Consider the following 16,020-nt stretch of genomic DNA (forward strand, 5'->3'; position numbering starts at 1 on the left):
ACCAGACACAGATACACGACAATATGAGCGCCGAAGAACCTCAAGAACAAGAAGACGACGAAGATCTTCGATACTTCGTTCGCATCGGGCAAACCGACCTCGATGGGACGAAGTCCGTCGAGCGCTCGCTCTCGGAGATGAACGGGATCGGTCGCCGAACCGCCCGGCTCATCGCCGAGGAAGCGGGTGTCGACCGAACGGCGACGTTCGGCCGACTCGACGACGACGTCATCGATGGCGTCATCGAAGTCGTCGAGAACTACGCTGACGAAGTCCCGGACTGGCTCAACAACCGTCAGGACGACTTTTACAGCGGCGAAACGACGCACGAGATCGGCAACGATCTCCAGTTGACTCGACAACACGACATCAACCGGATGAAGATGATCGACTCCTACAAGGGCTCTCGCCACAAGCGAGGCCAGAAGGTTCGCGGTCAGCGAACCAAGTCCACCGGTCGTACGGAGGGCACCATCGGAGTCAACGTCGAAGAGATCCGCGAAGAACAGGCCGAAGAGGCCGCCGCCGAAGAAGAGGACGAGGGTGAATAATGCCACTCGGCACTGACACCAAGCAATACGAGACGCCGAACCACCCCTACCAGGGTGAGCGCATTGCCTCCGAACACTCCCTCGTCGACCGCTACGGGCTTTCCAACAAGGAAGAGCTCTGGCGCGCTCAGTCCGAGCTTCGCTCCTACCGGCGCGAGGCTCGAGAACTGCTCGGCCAGGCCCAGGACGACGAAACCGTCATCCGCCGCTCCGACGAGTTCCTCGGTCGGCTCAAACGCGTCGGCATCCTCGACGAGACCGACGAGCTCGGCGACATCCTGTCGCTCGAGGTCGAAGACATCCTCGAGCGCCGACTCCAGACGGTCGTCTATCGCAGCGGGCTGGCGAACACGGCCCAGCAGGCCCGTCAGTTCATCACCCACGGCCACATCGTGGTCGACGGGCAGCGCCACCTCGTTCCCTCCTACGTCGTCGATATGGACGAAGAGGATCTGGTGGCCTTCGACGAGAACAGTCCGCTCGCGGACGAACTCCACCCCGAACGCGCGGAGGGTCAGTAACATGAGTCAGGACGACGAAAAATGGGGCATTGCCCACGTACACGCATCGTTTAACAACACCGTCATGACCGTGACCGACCTCACGGGCGCGGAGACGATCGCCAAGTCCTCCGGTGGGACGGCGGTCAAGCAGAACCGCGACGAGGCGTCGCCGTACGCGGCCATGCAGATGGCCGAGTCCGTCGCCGAAGAGGTCAAAGCGGCCGGCATCACGGGCCTGCACGTTCACGTGCGCGGCCCCGGCGGCAACCTCCAGAAGTCCCCCGGTCCGGGCGCACAGGCGACGATCCGTGCGCTCGCCCGCTCGGGTATCGAGATCGGGCGCATCGAGGACGTCACGCCGATCCCGCACGACGGATCGCGCGCTCCGAAAGGCAAGGGCGGCTACTAGATCATGACTGAGGAGTACGACGTCGAGTTCGTCGAACGCGAGGATCGCGAAGCGCGGTTCCTCGTTCGCGGCGTGACACCCGGATTCGCCAACGGCATCCGTCGAGCGATGGTCGCCGACGTGCCGACGATGGCGATCGACACCGTCCGGTTCGTCGAGAACTCGTCGGTCATGTTCGACGAGCAACTCGCCTTGCGGCTCGGGCTCGTCCCGCTGACGACGCCGCCGGTCGGCGAGTTCGGTGACGACGACACCGTCACGCTCTCGATCGACGTCGAAGGGCCGGACACCGCATACTCCGGCGATCTCGTCTCCAGCGATGATCTCGTTCAACCCGCCGAGGAGAACGTCCCGATCATCGATCTCAAGGACGGCCAGCGCCTCGAGGCCGAGGCTGACGCCGTCATCGACCGCGGGAAAGACCACGCCAAACATCAGGGCGGGGTCGCGGTGGGCTACCGGCATCTCCAGCGCGTGGAGGTCGACGGTGAGCTCCCCGAGTTCGAGGACGAGGAGAGTCGGATCATCCGCGGTGTCATCGAGGACGACGGTGAGCTCGTTTCGACGAGCGAATTCGACCACGACCTCTCGAACCGCTATCCGGGCAAGGAGGTCCGGGTCGAGGACGTGCCGAACGCCTTCGTCTTCCACGTGGAGACCGACGGCTCGTTCCCAATCGAGGAACTCGTGACGCGGGCCGCAGATACGATCGCGGAACGCGCGACCGAACTCGAAGACGCAGTACAGCTGTAGACATGAACCGACGCCCCCAACCCACTCAGGACGCGCCGCTCGCCGCTGCCGTGAGCGACGAGACCGGCGATCGCGCGTTCGCTGGAATCGAAAGGGGTTTGAAGGGGCGACGGGTAGACGGAAGTGCGAGCAGGGATAGCCAAGTTAGGCCAACGGCGCAGCGTTCAGGGCGCTGTCTCGTAGGAGTCCGCAGGTTCAAATCCTGCTCCCTGCATCACTTCTCTACGACCGAACGAGAGTCGGAGAACGGTCGCGCAGTACACGATCGTTTCACGACACGGTCCGTTCGGCAGTACAACAATTTCGATTCCACAGTCGACGGTGCAATTCCTCGCGTCGTCGATCAGTTAGCAGTTGGAGGATACCAATGAGTAGCAAGACTAATCCGAGGCTCAACGATCTTATCGCCGAGCTGAAGTCGACGTCCCGCGAAGCGGACGCCGACGTCTGGCGAGACGTTGCGGATCGACTCGAGAAGCCCCGGCGCACCCACGCTGAGGTGAACCTAGGCCGCATCGAGCGATACGCACGCGAAGAAGAGACTGTCGTCGTTCCCGGCAAAGTGCTGGGATCCGGCGCACTACAGAAGAACGTCACCGTCGCCGCCGTCAACTTCTCTTCGTCCGCAGAGACGAAGATTGATCAGGTCGGTGAATCGGTATCGCTCGAGCAAGCGCTCGAGGACAACCCCGAAGGGGCTGACGTCCGGGTGATTCGATGAGTCTCGCAGAGTTCGACGCAGATCTCGTCGTCGATGCACAGGACTGTATTCTCGGTCGGGTCGCGAGCGAAGTCGCCCAGCGCGCGCTGGACGGCGACCGCGTCGCGATCGTCAACGCCGAGGACGCGGTCATTACCGGCGACAAGGAAGACATCTTCGAGACGTACCGCACGCGGCTGGAACTCGGCTCGGACCGCGGGCCGTACTATCCTAAACGACCGGACACGATCTTCAAGCGGTCCGTTCGCGGGATGCTGCCGTACAAGAAAACCCGTGGCCGCGAGGCACTCGACAGCGTCCGCGTCTACGTCGGCAACCCCTACGAGAACGACGACGATCACGAAACGGAAGTGCTCGAGGGAACGTCACTGGATCGGCTGTCGAACATCCGCTTCGTCCACCTACACGAAGTGTCCGAACAGTTAGGTGCTAACGTCACATGGTAACCAACACGAGTGGCAAGAAAAAGACGGCCGTCGCTCGCGCCACGGTGCGCGAAGGCGAGGGTCGCGTTCGAATCAATTCCCAACCCGTCGAACTGGTCGAACCGGAGATGTCCCGGCTCAAGATGCTCGAGGCGTTCCGCATCGTGGGCGAGGACCTCCGCGACGAGATGGATATCGACGTTCGCGTCGAGGGTGGCGGAATCAGTGGACAGGCCGACGCCGTCCGGACCGCCATCGCACGCGGGATCGTCCAGCACTCGAACGACGCCGAACTCCGCGACGCGTTCATGGAGTTCGATCGGTCGCTGCTGGTCAACGACGTTCGCCAGTCCGAACCGAAGAAGTGGGGCGGCCCGGGCGCTCGGGCGCGCTACCAGAAGTCCTACCGCTAAGGTGATTCAAGCATGATGGTACCGGTCCGGTGTTTCACCTGTGGCAACGTCGTCGCCGAACACTGGGAGGAGTTCGACGAGCGAGCGAACGAGGGCGACGAGGACCCCGAGAAGGTCTTAGACGAGCTCGGCGTCGAGCGCTACTGCTGTCGGCGCATGCTCGTCAGTCATAAAGACCTCGTCGACGTCGTCTCCCCGTACCAGTAACAATGCAACAACAACAGCACAACCGCTACGAGAAGGCACGCATCCTCGGCGCTCGAGCGCTGCAGGTCTCCTACGGCGCGCCGGTGTTGATCGAGACGGAGCAGACCCAACCGATCCTCATCGCCGCCGAGGAGTACGACGCCGGTGTGTTGCCCTTTACCGTCAAGCGGGGGTACGACCGGAAATGACGCTCATCACCGACATTCGGCTGCGCCGGATCCTCGACTCGCGAGGGAATCCGACGGTCGAGGCAGATGTCGTGACCGAGAGCGGCGGCTTCGGCCGCGCCGCAGCACCGAGCGGTGCCAGTACCGGCGAGTACGAGGCCGTCGAGCGGCCGCCGAGCGAGGCGATCGCCGCGGCTCGGGAACGCGCCGTTCCCCGGCTCGTCGGCGAGGTCTACGCGGGTAATCAGCGCGACGTCGACGCCGCGCTCCACGCCGCCGACGGCACCGACGACTTCTCGGAACTCGGCGCTAACAGCGCGGTCGCGATCTCGATGGCCGCCGCGAAGGCCGGTGCCGACGTGCTCGGCGCGCCGCTGTTCCAGCACCTCGGCGGCACATTCCGGGGCGACAACTTCCCGATTCCGCTCGGTAACGTCGTCGGTGGCGGCGAACACGCCGCCGACGCGACCGACATTCAGGAGTTCCTGGCCGCACCCGTCGGCGCACCCAGCGTCGCGGACGCCGTCTTCGCCAACGCGGCCGTCCACGCGGCCGTCGCCGATCTGCTCGAGGAACGCGACGTTCCCTGTGGCAAGGGCGACGAGGGCGCGTGGGCGCCGTCGATCGACGACAGCGAGGCCTTCGAAATCGTCGCTGAGGCGGTCTCGATGGTTCAGGACGAGGTCGGCTTTAACATCGGCTTCGGACTGGACGTCGCCGGCGCTGAGCTGTACGATTCCGAGTCGGAAACGTACGAGTACAGCGATCGGAGCCGTGACACCGACGAACAGATCGCATACATCGCGGACCTGGTCGAGGAGTACGACCTCGTCTACGTCGAGGATCCGCTCGACGAGGACGATTACGACGCCTTCGCCGACCTCACGGACGAAGTCGGCGATCAGACGCTGATCTGCGGTGACGACCTATTCGTCACCAACACCGACCGTCTCGTCGAGGGGATCGATCGCGGCGCGGCCAACAGCATCCTGATCAAGCCCAACCAGATCGGGACGCTGACGGACGCGTTCGACGCGATCGAGCTCGCGACGGGGAACGGCTACGACTCGGTCGTCTCTCACCGGTCGGGCGAGACCGAAGACGCGACGATCGCACACCTCGCCGTCGCGACCGACGCGCCCTTCATCAAGACGGGTGCCGTCGGCGGCGAGCGAACCGCAAAGCTCAACGAGCTCATTCGAATCGCAGACGACGCGACATGACAGAGAACGATGCAACCCAGGAAGGGCTCGACGCCGCCGAGGAGGCGATCGACGAGGAGCCAGCCGAAGGGGCTGGCCCCGCCGCCGACGCCGACGACGTCGAGCCAGTAGACGAACAGCCCGCCGACGCCGAGGGAGCGCCCGCGGCCGACGCCGAAGAAGCCGACGACGTCGACGAGGAAGCGGACGCCGGTCCGACCCTCGACGACGACGTCATGTCCGACGAGGAGGCGGACCTGCTGATCCCCGTCGAGGACTACCTCGGCGCTGGCGTCCACATCGGGACCCAGCAGAAGACCGAGGACATGGACCGGTTCATCCACCGCGTCCGAACCGACGGGCTCTACGTGCTCGACGTCTCGAAGACCGACGGCCGCATCCGTACGGCCGCGGACTTCCTCGCGAACTACAATCCCGAGCAGATTCTGGTCACGTCCTCGCGCCAGTACGGTCGGTTCCCGGCGGAGAAGTTCGCCGAAGCCGTGGGCGCTCGCGCCCGCACCGGCCGCTTCATCCCGGGCACCCTGACGAACCCGAAGTACGACGGCTACATCGAGCCGGACGTGCTCGTCGTCACCGACCCGATCGGCGACGCCCAGGCCGTCAAGGAGGCCATCACGGTCGGCATCCCGGTCATCGCGATGTGTGACTCGAACAACCAGGTCAGTAACGTCGACCTCGTCGTCCCGACGAACAACAAGGGTCGCAAGGCCCTCTCGGTCGTCTACTGGCTGCTGGCCAACGAGGTCCTCGATCGGCGCGGCGCGGAGCCGTCCTACTCGCTCGAGGACTTCGAGAGCGGCGTCTAATTCGGTCGGTTTCGACACTGTTCGTTTTCTCGTTGCCCCGTCGCGAACAGCCGTTGCGCTCGAGTACCGGGCACGGCTATCGACCCGAGGGCTCGTCCCCGGATCGAATCGGTTCGGGCAGTAGGCGGTGAGTGACGGCTCGATCGAACGACCGGAATTACCAGTTTATCGAAAGGTATGTCAACTGGAAACAATGGGGAAGGTTTACTGTGTGACAGCCGTTCCCATAGTGGTATGGATAGCGTCTCGTCACGGCGACCTGCCGACGTGATCGCTCGGTGGGATCGAGTGTTTACCGTCCTCTCGCCGAACCGCGACGACGGATCGTCGACGAGTTGATGGGCGTCTCCGCCGGTGAGTCCGTCCCGTTGCCGGAAGCGGCGGCGAATTCGAACGGGTCGACGGATCTCGACCGATTACGGCTCCGGTTGCGCCACCAGCATCTCCCGCTGCTGGAGGCGGCGGGATTCGTGGAGTGGGAAAGCGATCCGTTACGTGCGTATCGCGGTCGGGAGTTCGAAGCGGTGAGCGTCGTTCTCGAGAGCCTGTACGCGAACATCGACGCGATTCCAGACCGGCTGGTCAACGGCTATCAGACGCTCGAGCGAGAACGCGACCGCGACAGTTCGGAGTGCGGGCTCCGAGGCTGAGCGTCAGGAAAGCGGGTTCGACGACGAAACTCGAGCCGTCGGGTGTCGAGACCGGCCACGGGGAGACCGCAGAACGTCAACGAGACGGCGTCATCACCGTGACGGTGTTTCCGCGAGCAGCGTTTCGATCCGTTCGGCGGCGTCGGCGGCCGTCGCACCGAAGACGTACGTCGCGGGTTCGATGCCGAACGCGCCGCGGTGGTAGGCGACGGCCGGAACCCGCCCCCGGTCCGCGAACCGGCTTCGGAGGTGCGCGCCGCGGTCCTCGTAGTCGGCGTCGAACTCGAGCGGATCGAGACCCATCCCCCGCGCGGCGTCGAGCAGATCGTCGTCGGTCGCGACGTTGATCGCGCCGCGGATTTCGGCGTCGACGCCGTTGGCGGCGAGGACCGCCGTCGCGACGTGTTTCGAGGCACCGAACTCGGGATTGGCGGGGATCTCGATCCGGCCGTTCATCGCGTAGATCCGGCCCGGAACTGCGGCGACGTCTGTCTCGTCGCGGGGATCGGGCAGGCACATCCCGACGTTCGTTCCGACGTTCGGGATGTGGGCAGCCATGCCGGGAATCGAGGCGAGCGTCCGCGCGGCCGTTCGTACGTTCGCGAGGACGTCCCGTTCGGCGCGCACGTCGGGATCGAGACCGCGAACGCACAGATCACAGCCCAGCCCCTGCAGTTCGGGCATCTCCTCCTCGTGGAGTTCACAGATCGGACCGCGGTCCTCGAGGCTGCGGACGAGCGAGAGGAGTTCGGCGAGGGCGTCGTAGCCGTCCATCTTGCCGCTGGCGAGTCCGTCCGCGATGCGGTCGACGGTGGCGACGGTCTCGGGGTCGTCTCGAAAGCGATCGTCACCGCCGCTCTCACCGCCGACGTACTTGCTGACCGCGGCCTGGGTCACGCCGAGTTCGGCGGCGATCTCCCGCTGGGTCAGCCCGCGATCGGCGAGGCGCGCGGCCAGCATCGCCCGGACCGTCGGCAGGAACCGATCGACGACGAGTTCGCTGGGCAAGACGAGCGACATACGACCGACGTTCGGCTGGAGGGACATAAGTCCGCCTCTCACACGCCGCCGTAGCCGATCCACGTCCGTTTCGAGGACGACCATCTGTGCCGGTACCCACTCACAGTCCCTCTATCGGCGTCTCACGCTCGAGCGGCCCGGCGGTCCGCGTCGAGGTAGCTCCGAAGTCCGTTGGCCGCTGTCTCTACGCCGACGATGAGGACCAGGATGATGACGATGGCCGCCATCACCCGAGTGTAATTGCGGGCCCGGAACGCCATGATCAACGGATACCCGATTCCGCCCGCGCCGACGATCCCGAGTACCGAACTCTTTCGCGCGTTGAGCTCGAGGTAGAACAGCGTCCAGGCCACGTACGCCGTCGTCACCTGGGGAAGGCGAGCGGCGGACGTCGTCGCGGGGATCCCCGCCCCGCTCGAGCTGACGGCGTCGACGGGGGCGCGGTCGATTTCCTCCATCTCGTCGGCGAAGAGTCGGCCGAGGTCACCGATCGTTCCCATCGCGATCGCGAGCGCTCCGGCGACGGGCCCGAGTCCTGCGAGGATCACGAACAGCAGTGCGTATACCATGCTCGGAACCGCGCGGATGCCGCCGAGAAGGAGCCGCATCGGACCGTAGACGGCCCGCGGCGTGACGTTGCTTGCCGCGAGGACACCGAAACACAGCGCCAATGGCAGGCCGATCGTGGTCCCGACGGCGGCGATGGCGAGCGTCTCGAGCGCTGCTGGCAGCAACGTCGGTGCGTCACCGTGTAACTGCTCCCAGAGCTGTGATGGGGCGAGCATCTCCTCGAGCAGGACCGACGCGAAGTTCCCTCGATGGGCGTAGAGATAGGCGAGATCGAACCCGAGCCACCGCGCGGTCGCGACGACGCTTAGTACGAGCCCGACGAACACGGCGGTCCGAACGACCGTGCGACGACGCCACTGCCGCTGGAGACGGTCGAACTCGGCGTCGATTTCGTTCGTATCCGGGGTGTCGGTCGCTCGTTCGTCGTTCTGGTCTGCAGTCGCCGTCTCAGCACCTGCCGGCGTCCCGTCTACCGGATCCACGTGATCGTCGGCACCCGCGTCAGTCATCGTACACCGCTGCGATGGCCGCTTCGTCGGTAACGCTGGCTGGAGCGTCGAGCGCCACGCGGTCGTCGGACAGACCGAGGTACCGGTCGGCGAGGTCGCGAGCGAGCCGGGGTTGATGGAGACTGACTAGTCCGACGAGCCGTCGCTCGTGAACGACGGCGGCGAGCAGTTCGAGCACCGAGCGAGCCGTCGCGGGATCGAGGGAGGCGACCGGCTCGTCCGCGAGCAACACGCGGGGTTCCTGCTGGAGCGCGCGAGCGATACCGACTCGCTGGCGTTCGCCGCCCGAGAGGTCGCCGACGCGCCGATCCGCGTCGCCGGCCAGTCCGACGGCGTGCAACCGCTCGATCGCTGCGCGCTTTTCGTCGGTTCCGTGCCAGCCGAGCAGTTCCCGCCAGGCCGGTTCGTGGCCGAGCGCGCCGTCGAGGACGTTCTCGAGTGCGGACTTGCAGTCGATCAGTGCACCCGCCTGAAACACGAGCGCGACGTCCGTCGGCTCGGCCCGTCTCCCGTCGAGTCGGATCGTCCCCGAATCGGGGCGTTCGAGTCCGTTCACACAGCGCAGCAGCGTCGTTTTACCGGCACCCGATCGGCCGATCAGAACGGTCAGTTCGCCGGGTTCGAGCTCGAAATCGATGTCGCTCACCGCGATCTCGTCCCCGTATCGCTTTTCGACGGCGGTAGCGCTGAGCATCGACGCGGGCTTAGTTGTCGTCCGTTTCCTCCTCGAGGTCCGCGACCTCGACGCCCATCTCCTCGGCGACGCTCCGAACCGGGTCGTACGTTCCGGGCTCGACGGGACCGTACCGGTCGACTCGATGGTCCTCGAGCGCGTCGTCGGGCGCCTCGATCAGCCGCTCGCTCAGTCGTTCGCGGACGGACTCGGGCGTGTCCGGTTTGGCGACGACCGGATCGAACGGGATCGGATCGCTCTCGGCGAGCTTGACGATCGCGTCGTCGTCCGGATGCTGGAAGTCGCCATAGGCGGCCGCGTCGACGTGGCCGTTCTCGAGCGCCTGCAATGCGGCGTCGTGGCCGAACGACCACTCGATGTCGAAATCGGCCGGTTCGGTATCGATATCTCCCGCGTCGAGGCCGGCCTCGGCGAGCATGTACCGCGGGAACATCCCCCCGCTCGTACTCAACGGATCGACCATCGCGACCGTCGTCCCGTCGAGGTCGCCGAGTGTCTCGATATCCGTTTCGTCCCGGGTGGCGATGTAGGTGTGATACGCGTCGCTCCCGTGAGACCAGTTGATCGCCAGCGGATGGATGCCGTCCTCTCGTGCGAGAACGTAGATGATCGGCGAGAGATTCGCCAGTTCCGTGTGGCCCTGGACGACGCTCTCGACGACTGCGCTGTAGCTGGTCGTCGGCGTTCCCTCGACCGAGTCGACTTCCTCGAACCCGTTTGCGAGCCACTCGAAGGTCCCCGCGTACTGCTGCTCGAGTTCCTCCGCATCCTGAAACGGCGGAAGAGCGAACTCGATTGTCCCGTCCGCCCAGGCACCAACCGGGTGTTCGTCGCTGTCAATATCCGTTCCGTCGAGGTCGGCGAGACAACCCGCAGCGCCGACGGTAGCACTGCTCGCGAGGAGTCCGAGATACGTTCGTCGATTCACAGCCGCAATCAGTACCACCCAGGTATAACACCAACGAATACGTCGCGTACTGCCCGAGTTGCGGCGACCGGGTGCACTCTCGCTCGAGCACAAAGATAGCTATTAACCGTCGTCGGACGAACGGCCGGGCATGACACGCTCGAGCGCTCCCGGGAAGGTGTACCTGTTCGGGGAGCACGCGGTGGTTTACGGCGAACCCGCCGTTCCATGTGCGATCGAACGGCGGGCGCGAGTGGCGGTGCACAGACGCGACGACGGACGGCTGCGGGTCAACGCCGAGGACCTCAGCCTGAACGGGTTCACGGTCGAGTACGGAGCCACGGCGGACGGCCGACCCGATGTCGACGTGCCGGAATCCCTGGTGACGGCGGCGACGCAGTACGTCGACGGCGCGATCGAACAGGTCCGGGACGTCACCGGGAAGGACGACGCCGGCTTCGACGTCACGATCGAGAGCGACATTCCGCTGGGTGCCGGCCTCGGTTCCTCGGCGGCGGTCGTCGTCGCAGCCATCGACGCGGCGACCCGCGAACTCGGCGTCACCCTCGAGCCCGAGGAACTCGCCGAGCGGGCCTATCAGACGGAGTCTAAGGTCCAGGACGGGCAGGCCTCGCGGGCCGACACGTTCTGTTCGGCGACCGGCGGCGCGGTCCGCGTCGAGGGCGACGACTGTCGCTCGCTCGAGGCACCGGATCTGCCGATCGTGATCGGGTTCGACGGCGGCGCGGGCGACACCGGCCAACTGGTCGCGGGCGTCCGCGACCTGCGCGAGGAGTACGACTTCGCGGCCCACACGGTCGAAGCCATCGGCGACGTGGTTCGGAACGGCGAGGACGCGCTCGCCGACGGCGACGTCGATGAGATCGGGCGGCTGATGGACTTCAATCACGGGCTCCTCGCCGCGCTGGGGGTCTCCTCGCGCTCGCTCGACACGATGGTCTGGGCGGCCCGCGACGCGGGTGCCCGCGGCGCGAAGCTCACCGGTGCCGGCGGGGGCGGCTGTATCGTCGCGCTGGACCCCACCGAGGAGACGGAGACGGCCCTCTCCTTTACCCCGGGCTGTGAGGACGCCTTCCGCGCGGAACTCGCCGAAACGGGGGTGGAGCGACTCGAATGATCGTCCTGAAACTCGGCGGCAGCGTCATCACGGAGAAGGACCGACCGGAGACCCTCGACGGCGAGGCGCTCGAGCGGGCGGCGGACGCGATCGCGGCGGCGCGGGACGGCGGTCGCGAAGACCTCGTCGTCGTCCACGGCGGCGGGAGCTTCGGTCACCACAACGCGAGCGAACACGGCGTCAGTACGACCGACGGAACGCGCGACGCGAGCGCGGCGCTCGCGATCCACGGCGCGATGAAGACCCTGAATCAGTTCGTCCTGAGACGGCTGCTCGAGCGCGACGTCCAAGCGGTGCCGGTACACCCCTTCTCGGCGGGCCACCGCGACGGCGAGGGGGAACTCGACCTGCCGACCGGACAGGTCGAAACGATGCTCGAGGAAGGGTTCGTCCCCGTCCTTCACGGCGACGTGATCGCCCACGCCGGCGCGGGTGCGACCGTCGTCAGCGGCGACGAACTCGTGGCGGCCCTCGCTCGGGCGCTCGAAGCGGACCGGGTCGGGCTCTGCTCGACGGTTCCCGGCGTGTTGGACGAGGCGGACGCCGTGATCGATCGAATCGACGACTTCGAGAGCGTCGCCGACGTGCTCGGGGCGAGCGAGGCGACCGACGTGACCGGCGGGATGGCCGGCAAAGTGCGGACGCTGCTCGCGCTCGAGGCCGAGGCGTCGATCTTCGGGCTCGAGTCGCTCGAGTCGTTCCTCGGCGGCGAGAATCCGGGAACGACGATCGATTGAACGCGAGAGCGGAGGAGAGCGAGGGCCGAGGACGGACGGTCTTTTTTTATCGGGTCCAGAACCCGCCGGTGAACATGACGAGGACGGGGATGATCTCGAGGCGGCCGATCCACATGAGGAAGATCATCAGGAGTTTCGAACTCACCGGGAAGTTCAGGTAGCTCCCGAAGGGGCCGAGAGAGCCGAAACCGGGGCCGATGTTCCCGATCGTCGCGAGGCTCGCGCTGAACGCCTCGAGCGGCGTCAGCGAGTAGCCGATACGGTTCGCGTCGAGTGCGATGAGAAATGCGGCGATACCGAAGATGAACAGGTAGAGAAAGGTGAAGCCGAGCACGCCGCGGATGGCGTCCTCGTCAACCACGTTGCCGCCGAGTCGAATCGGGCGGACGACTTCCGGATGGGAGGCCGTGAACAGCTCCCGACGCAGAACCTTGAACACGATCAGCCACCGAACGACCTTGACGCCACCGCCGGTCGAACCGGCACAGCCGCCGATGAGCATCGCGAAGAGGAGCACGATTTTGCCCGTCGAGGACCACTCGGCGAAGTCGCTGGTCGCGTAGCCGGTCGAATTCAACAGGGATCCGATCTGGAAGGCGCTCTGCCGCAGTGAGTTTTCGAACACGCCCTCCGTCACGCCGCCGAGACTCTGCAGTGCCGGGGCGGCGCCGGTATAGAGGACCCCTGCGAGCAAGATGGTTAGCCCGATGATCGCACCGATGTAGGTGCGAAACTCCGAGTTGCGAACGAAGCGGTGGCCCTCGCCGCTGAAGACGTGCCAGAACAGGGCGAAGTTCGTCCCGGCGATGATCATGAACGGGATGACGGTCCACTGCACGATCGGGGAGAACGCCGCAATGCTGTCGGCCTCCGGCGAGAATCCGCCCGTCGGGAGCGTCGTGAACCCGTGGGCGATCGCGTTGTAGAGGTCCATATTGGGGGCCATCCCGGCGAGATGGAGTCCGTAGAGAATGCCGATGTAAACGACGGTGAACGCGAAGTAGACGAGCCAGAGGATGCGCGCCGTCTCGGCGATTCGCGGCGTGAGTTTCTGTAACTGCGGTCCCGGGGCTTCCGACTCGACGAGCTGTGCCCCGCTGACCGCCAATTCGGGGAGGATCGCGACCATCAACACGATGATCCCCATCCCGCCCAGCCACTGGGTGAGCTGTCGCCACATCAGGAGGGCGTGCGAGTGGCGCTCGAACGAGATCTCACCGAGGACGGTCGCTCCGGTCGTCGTAAAGCCGGACATCGACTCGAACAGGGCGTTGACGGGATGAGCGAGCGTCGATTCGGTCCCCCAACCCGCGATCACGTACGGCACCGCGCCGATGACCGCCACTGCCAGCCACGACATCGCCACGAAGAGCATCGCCTCGCGGATCTCCAGGTCCGGTTCGGGGCTCAGTCGCTCGAGGCCGTAGCCGACGGCGATCGTGAGCGCGATCGTCGCGACGAAGGGAAACACGGGGTCGCTGTAGATGAGCGCCACGACGATCGGGATCACTAGCGGGACGGAGAGGTACTTGAGAACGGTCCCGACGAGCGCGACGCTGGCGCGCCAGTCAGTACGGATCCGCATAGAACACCCCACTCGGGCAGTGACGTCTGGACACGGTATGTAACGGCATTTTGGCTGGATCCTATTAATCCATCGTAACGTGACACTCCCTGAACGACCTCATTGTAGACCAGCAAAAACGGGCAGACCGGCGAAGAGCGGATTGGAGCAGGAGAACCCGTTCGGTCAGCTGTGCCGAGAGTCTATATATGAACCGTGCGTACTGTAAACTATGAGCGTTCGAGTACCAAGCGTTCGCCACCCGCACTCGTTTTACGACGTCTTCAGCGTCGTCGCTGCCGCGGTGGCGATCATGGCCCTCGTCCTCGCCGTCCGGTACGGGTCTGTCGTCCGGCTCGAGATGGCCGTCTTCATGGCGATCGTCTTCCTGTGGGTCGGCTGGGCGATCGACGGGATCCTCGAGCGGTCCGAAGAGCGATCGGTCGGCGAACGGAGAGCGCTCCGGAACGGCAAACGGAGATAGCGCGAGTGCACTGTTCTGCGGCCACTGTTTCCGATCGCGGGCGGAGAGAGAACGAATCGCTGTCCGTTCGTTGAAGCGATCCAAGAGAGGGAAAGACCGCGAGCCGAATAGTCCGACGATCGAGGCGGCGGGTGCGAGGCCGACGACGGATATCGACCGGAGCGCCCTCAGAGCAGTTCGATGACCTCGTCGAGGGCGGCCGCGGCGACGAAGACGATCACGTGATCGCCGGGTTCGACGACCGTCGACCCGCGGGGCGTGATGTGCGTCCCGCTCCGGGAAATCGCTCCGATCACGACCCCTTCGGGGAGGTCGTCCGTCGAATCGGCGATCTCTCGGCCGACGAGGACGCTGTCGGGGCCGACCTCGATCTCGATGACCTCGGCGAGGTCGTGCTCGAGCATCGCGACCTTCTCGGTGTTGTCCGCTCGGGTGAAGCGGACGATCTCTTCGGCGGTCTCCTCGCGGGGATTGATGGCGACGTCGACGCCGACGGTCTCGAAGAGGTCGGCGTACTCCGGGGTTTCGATGACGGCGACGGTGCGTTCGACGCCGAGGCGGTCGGCGAGCAGGGAGACGAGCAGGTTCTTCTCGTCGCTGTCGAGGGCGGCGATCACGACGTCGGCCTCGCCGACGTGCTCGCGGGCGAGGAACTCCTGATTGGTCGCGTCGCTCTCCATGACCATCGTGTTCGGGAGCGACTCGGCGACCTCGCGAGCGCGGTCGTGATCCTGTTCGATCAGCCGCGGACGAAAGCCGTGGTCCTCGAACTCGCGGGCCGTCTGGAACCCGATCTCGCTGGCGCCGACGATGACGACCTCTTCGGCCTCTTCGGGCGTCGTGGCCACCTCGTCGGCGAAGTCGTTGATCGAATCCGGGCTCCCGATGACGACGATACGGTCGCCGCCCCGAATGACCGTATCACCGCGGGTGACGACCATCTCGTCGTCCCGAAAGATCGCGGCGAAGGTGAGCGAATCGTAGCAGTCGGCCTCGCTGACGGTCCGGTCCGCGATCGCGCTGTCCGCCGGAATGTCGAACTCGGCCATCCGGATGAGACCGCCGGCGAACGTATCGACGTCGTGGGCGCTCGGCAACCCGGAGATCCGGAAGATCGCCTGTGCGGTCAACAGGTCGGTACAGACCATGAAGTCGACGCCGAAGGCACCCTGGGAGCCCTGCCACGTCTCGAGCAGCGTCCGGCGTCGGACTCGTGCGATCGTGAACGCGTCCGAGGCGGCCTTTGCCGCACCGCAGACGACCGCGTTCGTCTCGTCGTTGTCCGTACAGGCGATGACCAGGCCCGCTTGCTCGAGCCCCGCCTCGCGCAGCGTCTCGAGGTCGGTGCCGTCGCCGCGGATCGTGAGCACGTCCAGCGAGTAGGTGAGTTCCTCGGCGACGTCGGCGTCGCGGTCGATCAGGGCCACGTCGTGGGTCTCTTCCAAGTTGGCGGCGATCGATCGACCCACCTCGCCGGCCCCGACGATGATCACGTACACGACGATCCCTCCGAAATCATAGTTACTGACACTCGTTTCGGAGCGACAGGCAAATGAATTGCGGTGT

General features: G+C 65.5%; 21 protein-coding genes and 1 tRNA gene. 16 read left to right on the forward strand and 6 right to left on the reverse strand.

Annotated elements, in window-relative coordinates; translation table 11 throughout:
* Positions 1–23: 23 nt before the first annotated feature.
* The 13 genes from LDH66_RS02290 to LDH66_RS02350 all read left to right on the forward strand — a co-directional run bounded on the left by LDH66_RS02290 (position 24) and on the right by LDH66_RS02350 (position 6,831).
* Positions 24–551: a 30S ribosomal protein S13 gene (locus tag LDH66_RS02290; RefSeq protein WP_226479464.1), complete on the forward strand. Its 528-nt coding sequence runs from the start codon at positions 24–26 to the stop codon at positions 549–551.
* On the forward strand, positions 551–1,072 hold the full coding sequence (locus LDH66_RS02295; protein WP_226479465.1) for a 30S ribosomal protein S4: 522 nt from the start codon (positions 551–553) through the stop codon (positions 1,070–1,072). Before LDH66_RS02290 ends, LDH66_RS02295 begins: the two co-directional genes overlap by 1 nt.
* A 1-nt stretch (position 1,073) precedes the next feature.
* Entirely contained in the window at positions 1,074–1,463 is a 390-nt protein-coding gene (locus LDH66_RS02300) for a 30S ribosomal protein S11 (protein ID WP_006184686.1), read from the forward strand.
* 3 nt (positions 1,464–1,466) lie between these two features.
* Positions 1,467–2,216 carry a DNA-directed RNA polymerase subunit D gene (locus tag LDH66_RS02305; RefSeq protein ID WP_226479466.1) on the forward strand — a complete coding sequence of 250 codons (750 nt, stop codon included), beginning with the start codon at positions 1,467–1,469 and terminating at the stop codon, positions 2,214–2,216.
* A gap of 129 nt (positions 2,217–2,345) precedes the next feature.
* Positions 2,346–2,430, forward strand: a tRNA-Leu gene (locus tag LDH66_RS02310).
* A 153-nt stretch (positions 2,431–2,583) separates the two neighbouring features.
* The gene (locus LDH66_RS02315; protein ID WP_226479467.1) at positions 2,584–2,937 is read left to right on the forward strand and encodes a 50S ribosomal protein L18e; all 354 of its coding nucleotides are present in this window, start codon (positions 2,584–2,586) and stop codon (positions 2,935–2,937) included.
* Positions 2,934–3,383 carry a 50S ribosomal protein L13 gene (locus tag LDH66_RS02320; RefSeq protein ID WP_226479468.1) on the forward strand — a complete coding sequence of 150 codons (450 nt, stop codon included), beginning with the start codon at positions 2,934–2,936 and terminating at the stop codon, positions 3,381–3,383. Before LDH66_RS02315 ends, LDH66_RS02320 begins: the two co-directional genes overlap by 4 nt.
* On the forward strand, positions 3,377–3,775 hold the full coding sequence (locus LDH66_RS02325; RefSeq protein ID WP_226479469.1) for a 30S ribosomal protein S9: 399 nt from the start codon (positions 3,377–3,379) through the stop codon (positions 3,773–3,775). Before LDH66_RS02320 ends, LDH66_RS02325 begins: the two co-directional genes overlap by 7 nt.
* Before the next feature lie 12 nt (positions 3,776–3,787).
* Entirely contained in the window at positions 3,788–3,982 is a 195-nt protein-coding gene (locus LDH66_RS02330) for a DNA-directed RNA polymerase subunit N (protein ID WP_226479470.1), read from the forward strand.
* Positions 3,983–3,984: 2 nt separating this feature from the next.
* A complete protein-coding gene (locus tag LDH66_RS02335; RefSeq protein WP_006184680.1) occupies positions 3,985–4,170 on the forward strand; it encodes a DNA-directed RNA polymerase subunit K in 186 nt (61 codons plus the stop codon).
* Complete coding sequence (gene eno, locus LDH66_RS02340) at positions 4,167–5,372, forward strand: phosphopyruvate hydratase (RefSeq protein ID WP_226479471.1); 1,206 nt, start codon at positions 4,167–4,169, stop codon at positions 5,370–5,372. The genes LDH66_RS02335 and eno overlap by 4 nt, the downstream gene beginning before the upstream one ends.
* Positions 5,369–6,181, forward strand: coding sequence for a 30S ribosomal protein S2 (gene rpsB, locus LDH66_RS02345; protein ID WP_226479472.1), 813 nt, complete (start codon positions 5,369–5,371; stop codon positions 6,179–6,181). Before eno ends, rpsB begins: the two co-directional genes overlap by 4 nt.
* 278 nt (positions 6,182–6,459) lie before the next feature.
* Complete coding sequence (locus tag LDH66_RS02350; protein WP_319004335.1) at positions 6,460–6,831, forward strand: hypothetical protein; 372 nt, start codon at positions 6,460–6,462, stop codon at positions 6,829–6,831.
* 93 nt (positions 6,832–6,924) lie between these two features.
* Here the strand turns inward: LDH66_RS02350 and LDH66_RS02355 are convergent, their stop codons facing one another.
* The 4 genes from LDH66_RS02355 to LDH66_RS02370 form a co-directional block, all read right to left on the reverse strand.
* On the reverse strand, positions 6,925–7,851 hold the full coding sequence (locus LDH66_RS02355) for a thiamine-phosphate synthase family protein (RefSeq protein ID WP_226479473.1): 927 nt from the start codon (positions 7,849–7,851) through the stop codon (positions 6,925–6,927).
* A 122-nt stretch (positions 7,852–7,973) separates the two neighbouring features.
* The gene (gene phnE / locus LDH66_RS02360) at positions 7,974–8,930 is read right to left on the reverse strand and encodes a phosphonate ABC transporter, permease protein PhnE (RefSeq protein WP_226479474.1); all 957 of its coding nucleotides are present in this window, start codon (positions 8,928–8,930) and stop codon (positions 7,974–7,976) included.
* Positions 8,923–9,624, reverse strand: a complete 702-nt coding sequence (locus tag LDH66_RS02365) for a phosphonate ABC transporter ATP-binding protein (RefSeq protein ID WP_226479475.1) — start codon at positions 9,622–9,624, stop codon at positions 8,923–8,925. The genes phnE and LDH66_RS02365 overlap by 8 nt, the downstream gene beginning before the upstream one ends.
* Positions 9,625–9,634: 10 nt before the next feature.
* Positions 9,635–10,552 carry a phosphate/phosphite/phosphonate ABC transporter substrate-binding protein gene (locus LDH66_RS02370; protein ID WP_226479476.1) on the reverse strand — a complete coding sequence of 306 codons (918 nt, stop codon included), beginning with the start codon at positions 10,550–10,552 and terminating at the stop codon, positions 9,635–9,637.
* Positions 10,553–10,682: 130 nt separating this feature from the next.
* On the opposite strand from LDH66_RS02370, the gene mvk reads away from it, so the two are divergent.
* Both mvk and LDH66_RS02380 read left to right on the forward strand, forming a co-directional pair.
* A complete protein-coding gene (gene mvk, locus LDH66_RS02375) occupies positions 10,683–11,669 on the forward strand; it encodes a mevalonate kinase (protein WP_226479477.1) in 987 nt (328 codons plus the stop codon).
* Positions 11,666–12,406, forward strand: coding sequence for an isopentenyl phosphate kinase (locus LDH66_RS02380; protein WP_226479478.1), 741 nt, complete (start codon positions 11,666–11,668; stop codon positions 12,404–12,406). The genes mvk and LDH66_RS02380 overlap by 4 nt, the downstream gene beginning before the upstream one ends.
* A 46-nt stretch (positions 12,407–12,452) precedes the next feature.
* Here the strand turns inward: LDH66_RS02380 and LDH66_RS02385 are convergent, their stop codons facing one another.
* Complete coding sequence (locus LDH66_RS02385) at positions 12,453–13,991, reverse strand: TrkH family potassium uptake protein (protein WP_226479479.1); 1,539 nt, start codon at positions 13,989–13,991, stop codon at positions 12,453–12,455.
* Positions 13,992–14,202: 211 nt separating this feature from the next.
* On the opposite strand from LDH66_RS02385, the gene LDH66_RS02390 reads away from it, so the two are divergent.
* Positions 14,203–14,454: a hypothetical protein gene (locus LDH66_RS02390; RefSeq protein WP_226479480.1), complete on the forward strand. Its 252-nt coding sequence runs from the start codon at positions 14,203–14,205 to the stop codon at positions 14,452–14,454.
* A gap of 167 nt (positions 14,455–14,621) precedes the next feature.
* Here the strand turns inward: LDH66_RS02390 and trkA are convergent, their stop codons facing one another.
* A complete protein-coding gene (gene trkA / locus LDH66_RS02395; RefSeq protein ID WP_226479481.1) occupies positions 14,622–15,953 on the reverse strand; it encodes a Trk system potassium transporter TrkA in 1,332 nt (443 codons plus the stop codon).
* Between the last annotated feature and the right edge of the window lie 67 nt (positions 15,954–16,020).

It is taken from the genome of Natrinema amylolyticum (assembly GCF_020515625.1).
Classification (GTDB): domain Archaea; phylum Halobacteriota; class Halobacteria; order Halobacteriales; family Natrialbaceae; genus Natrinema; species Natrinema amylolyticum.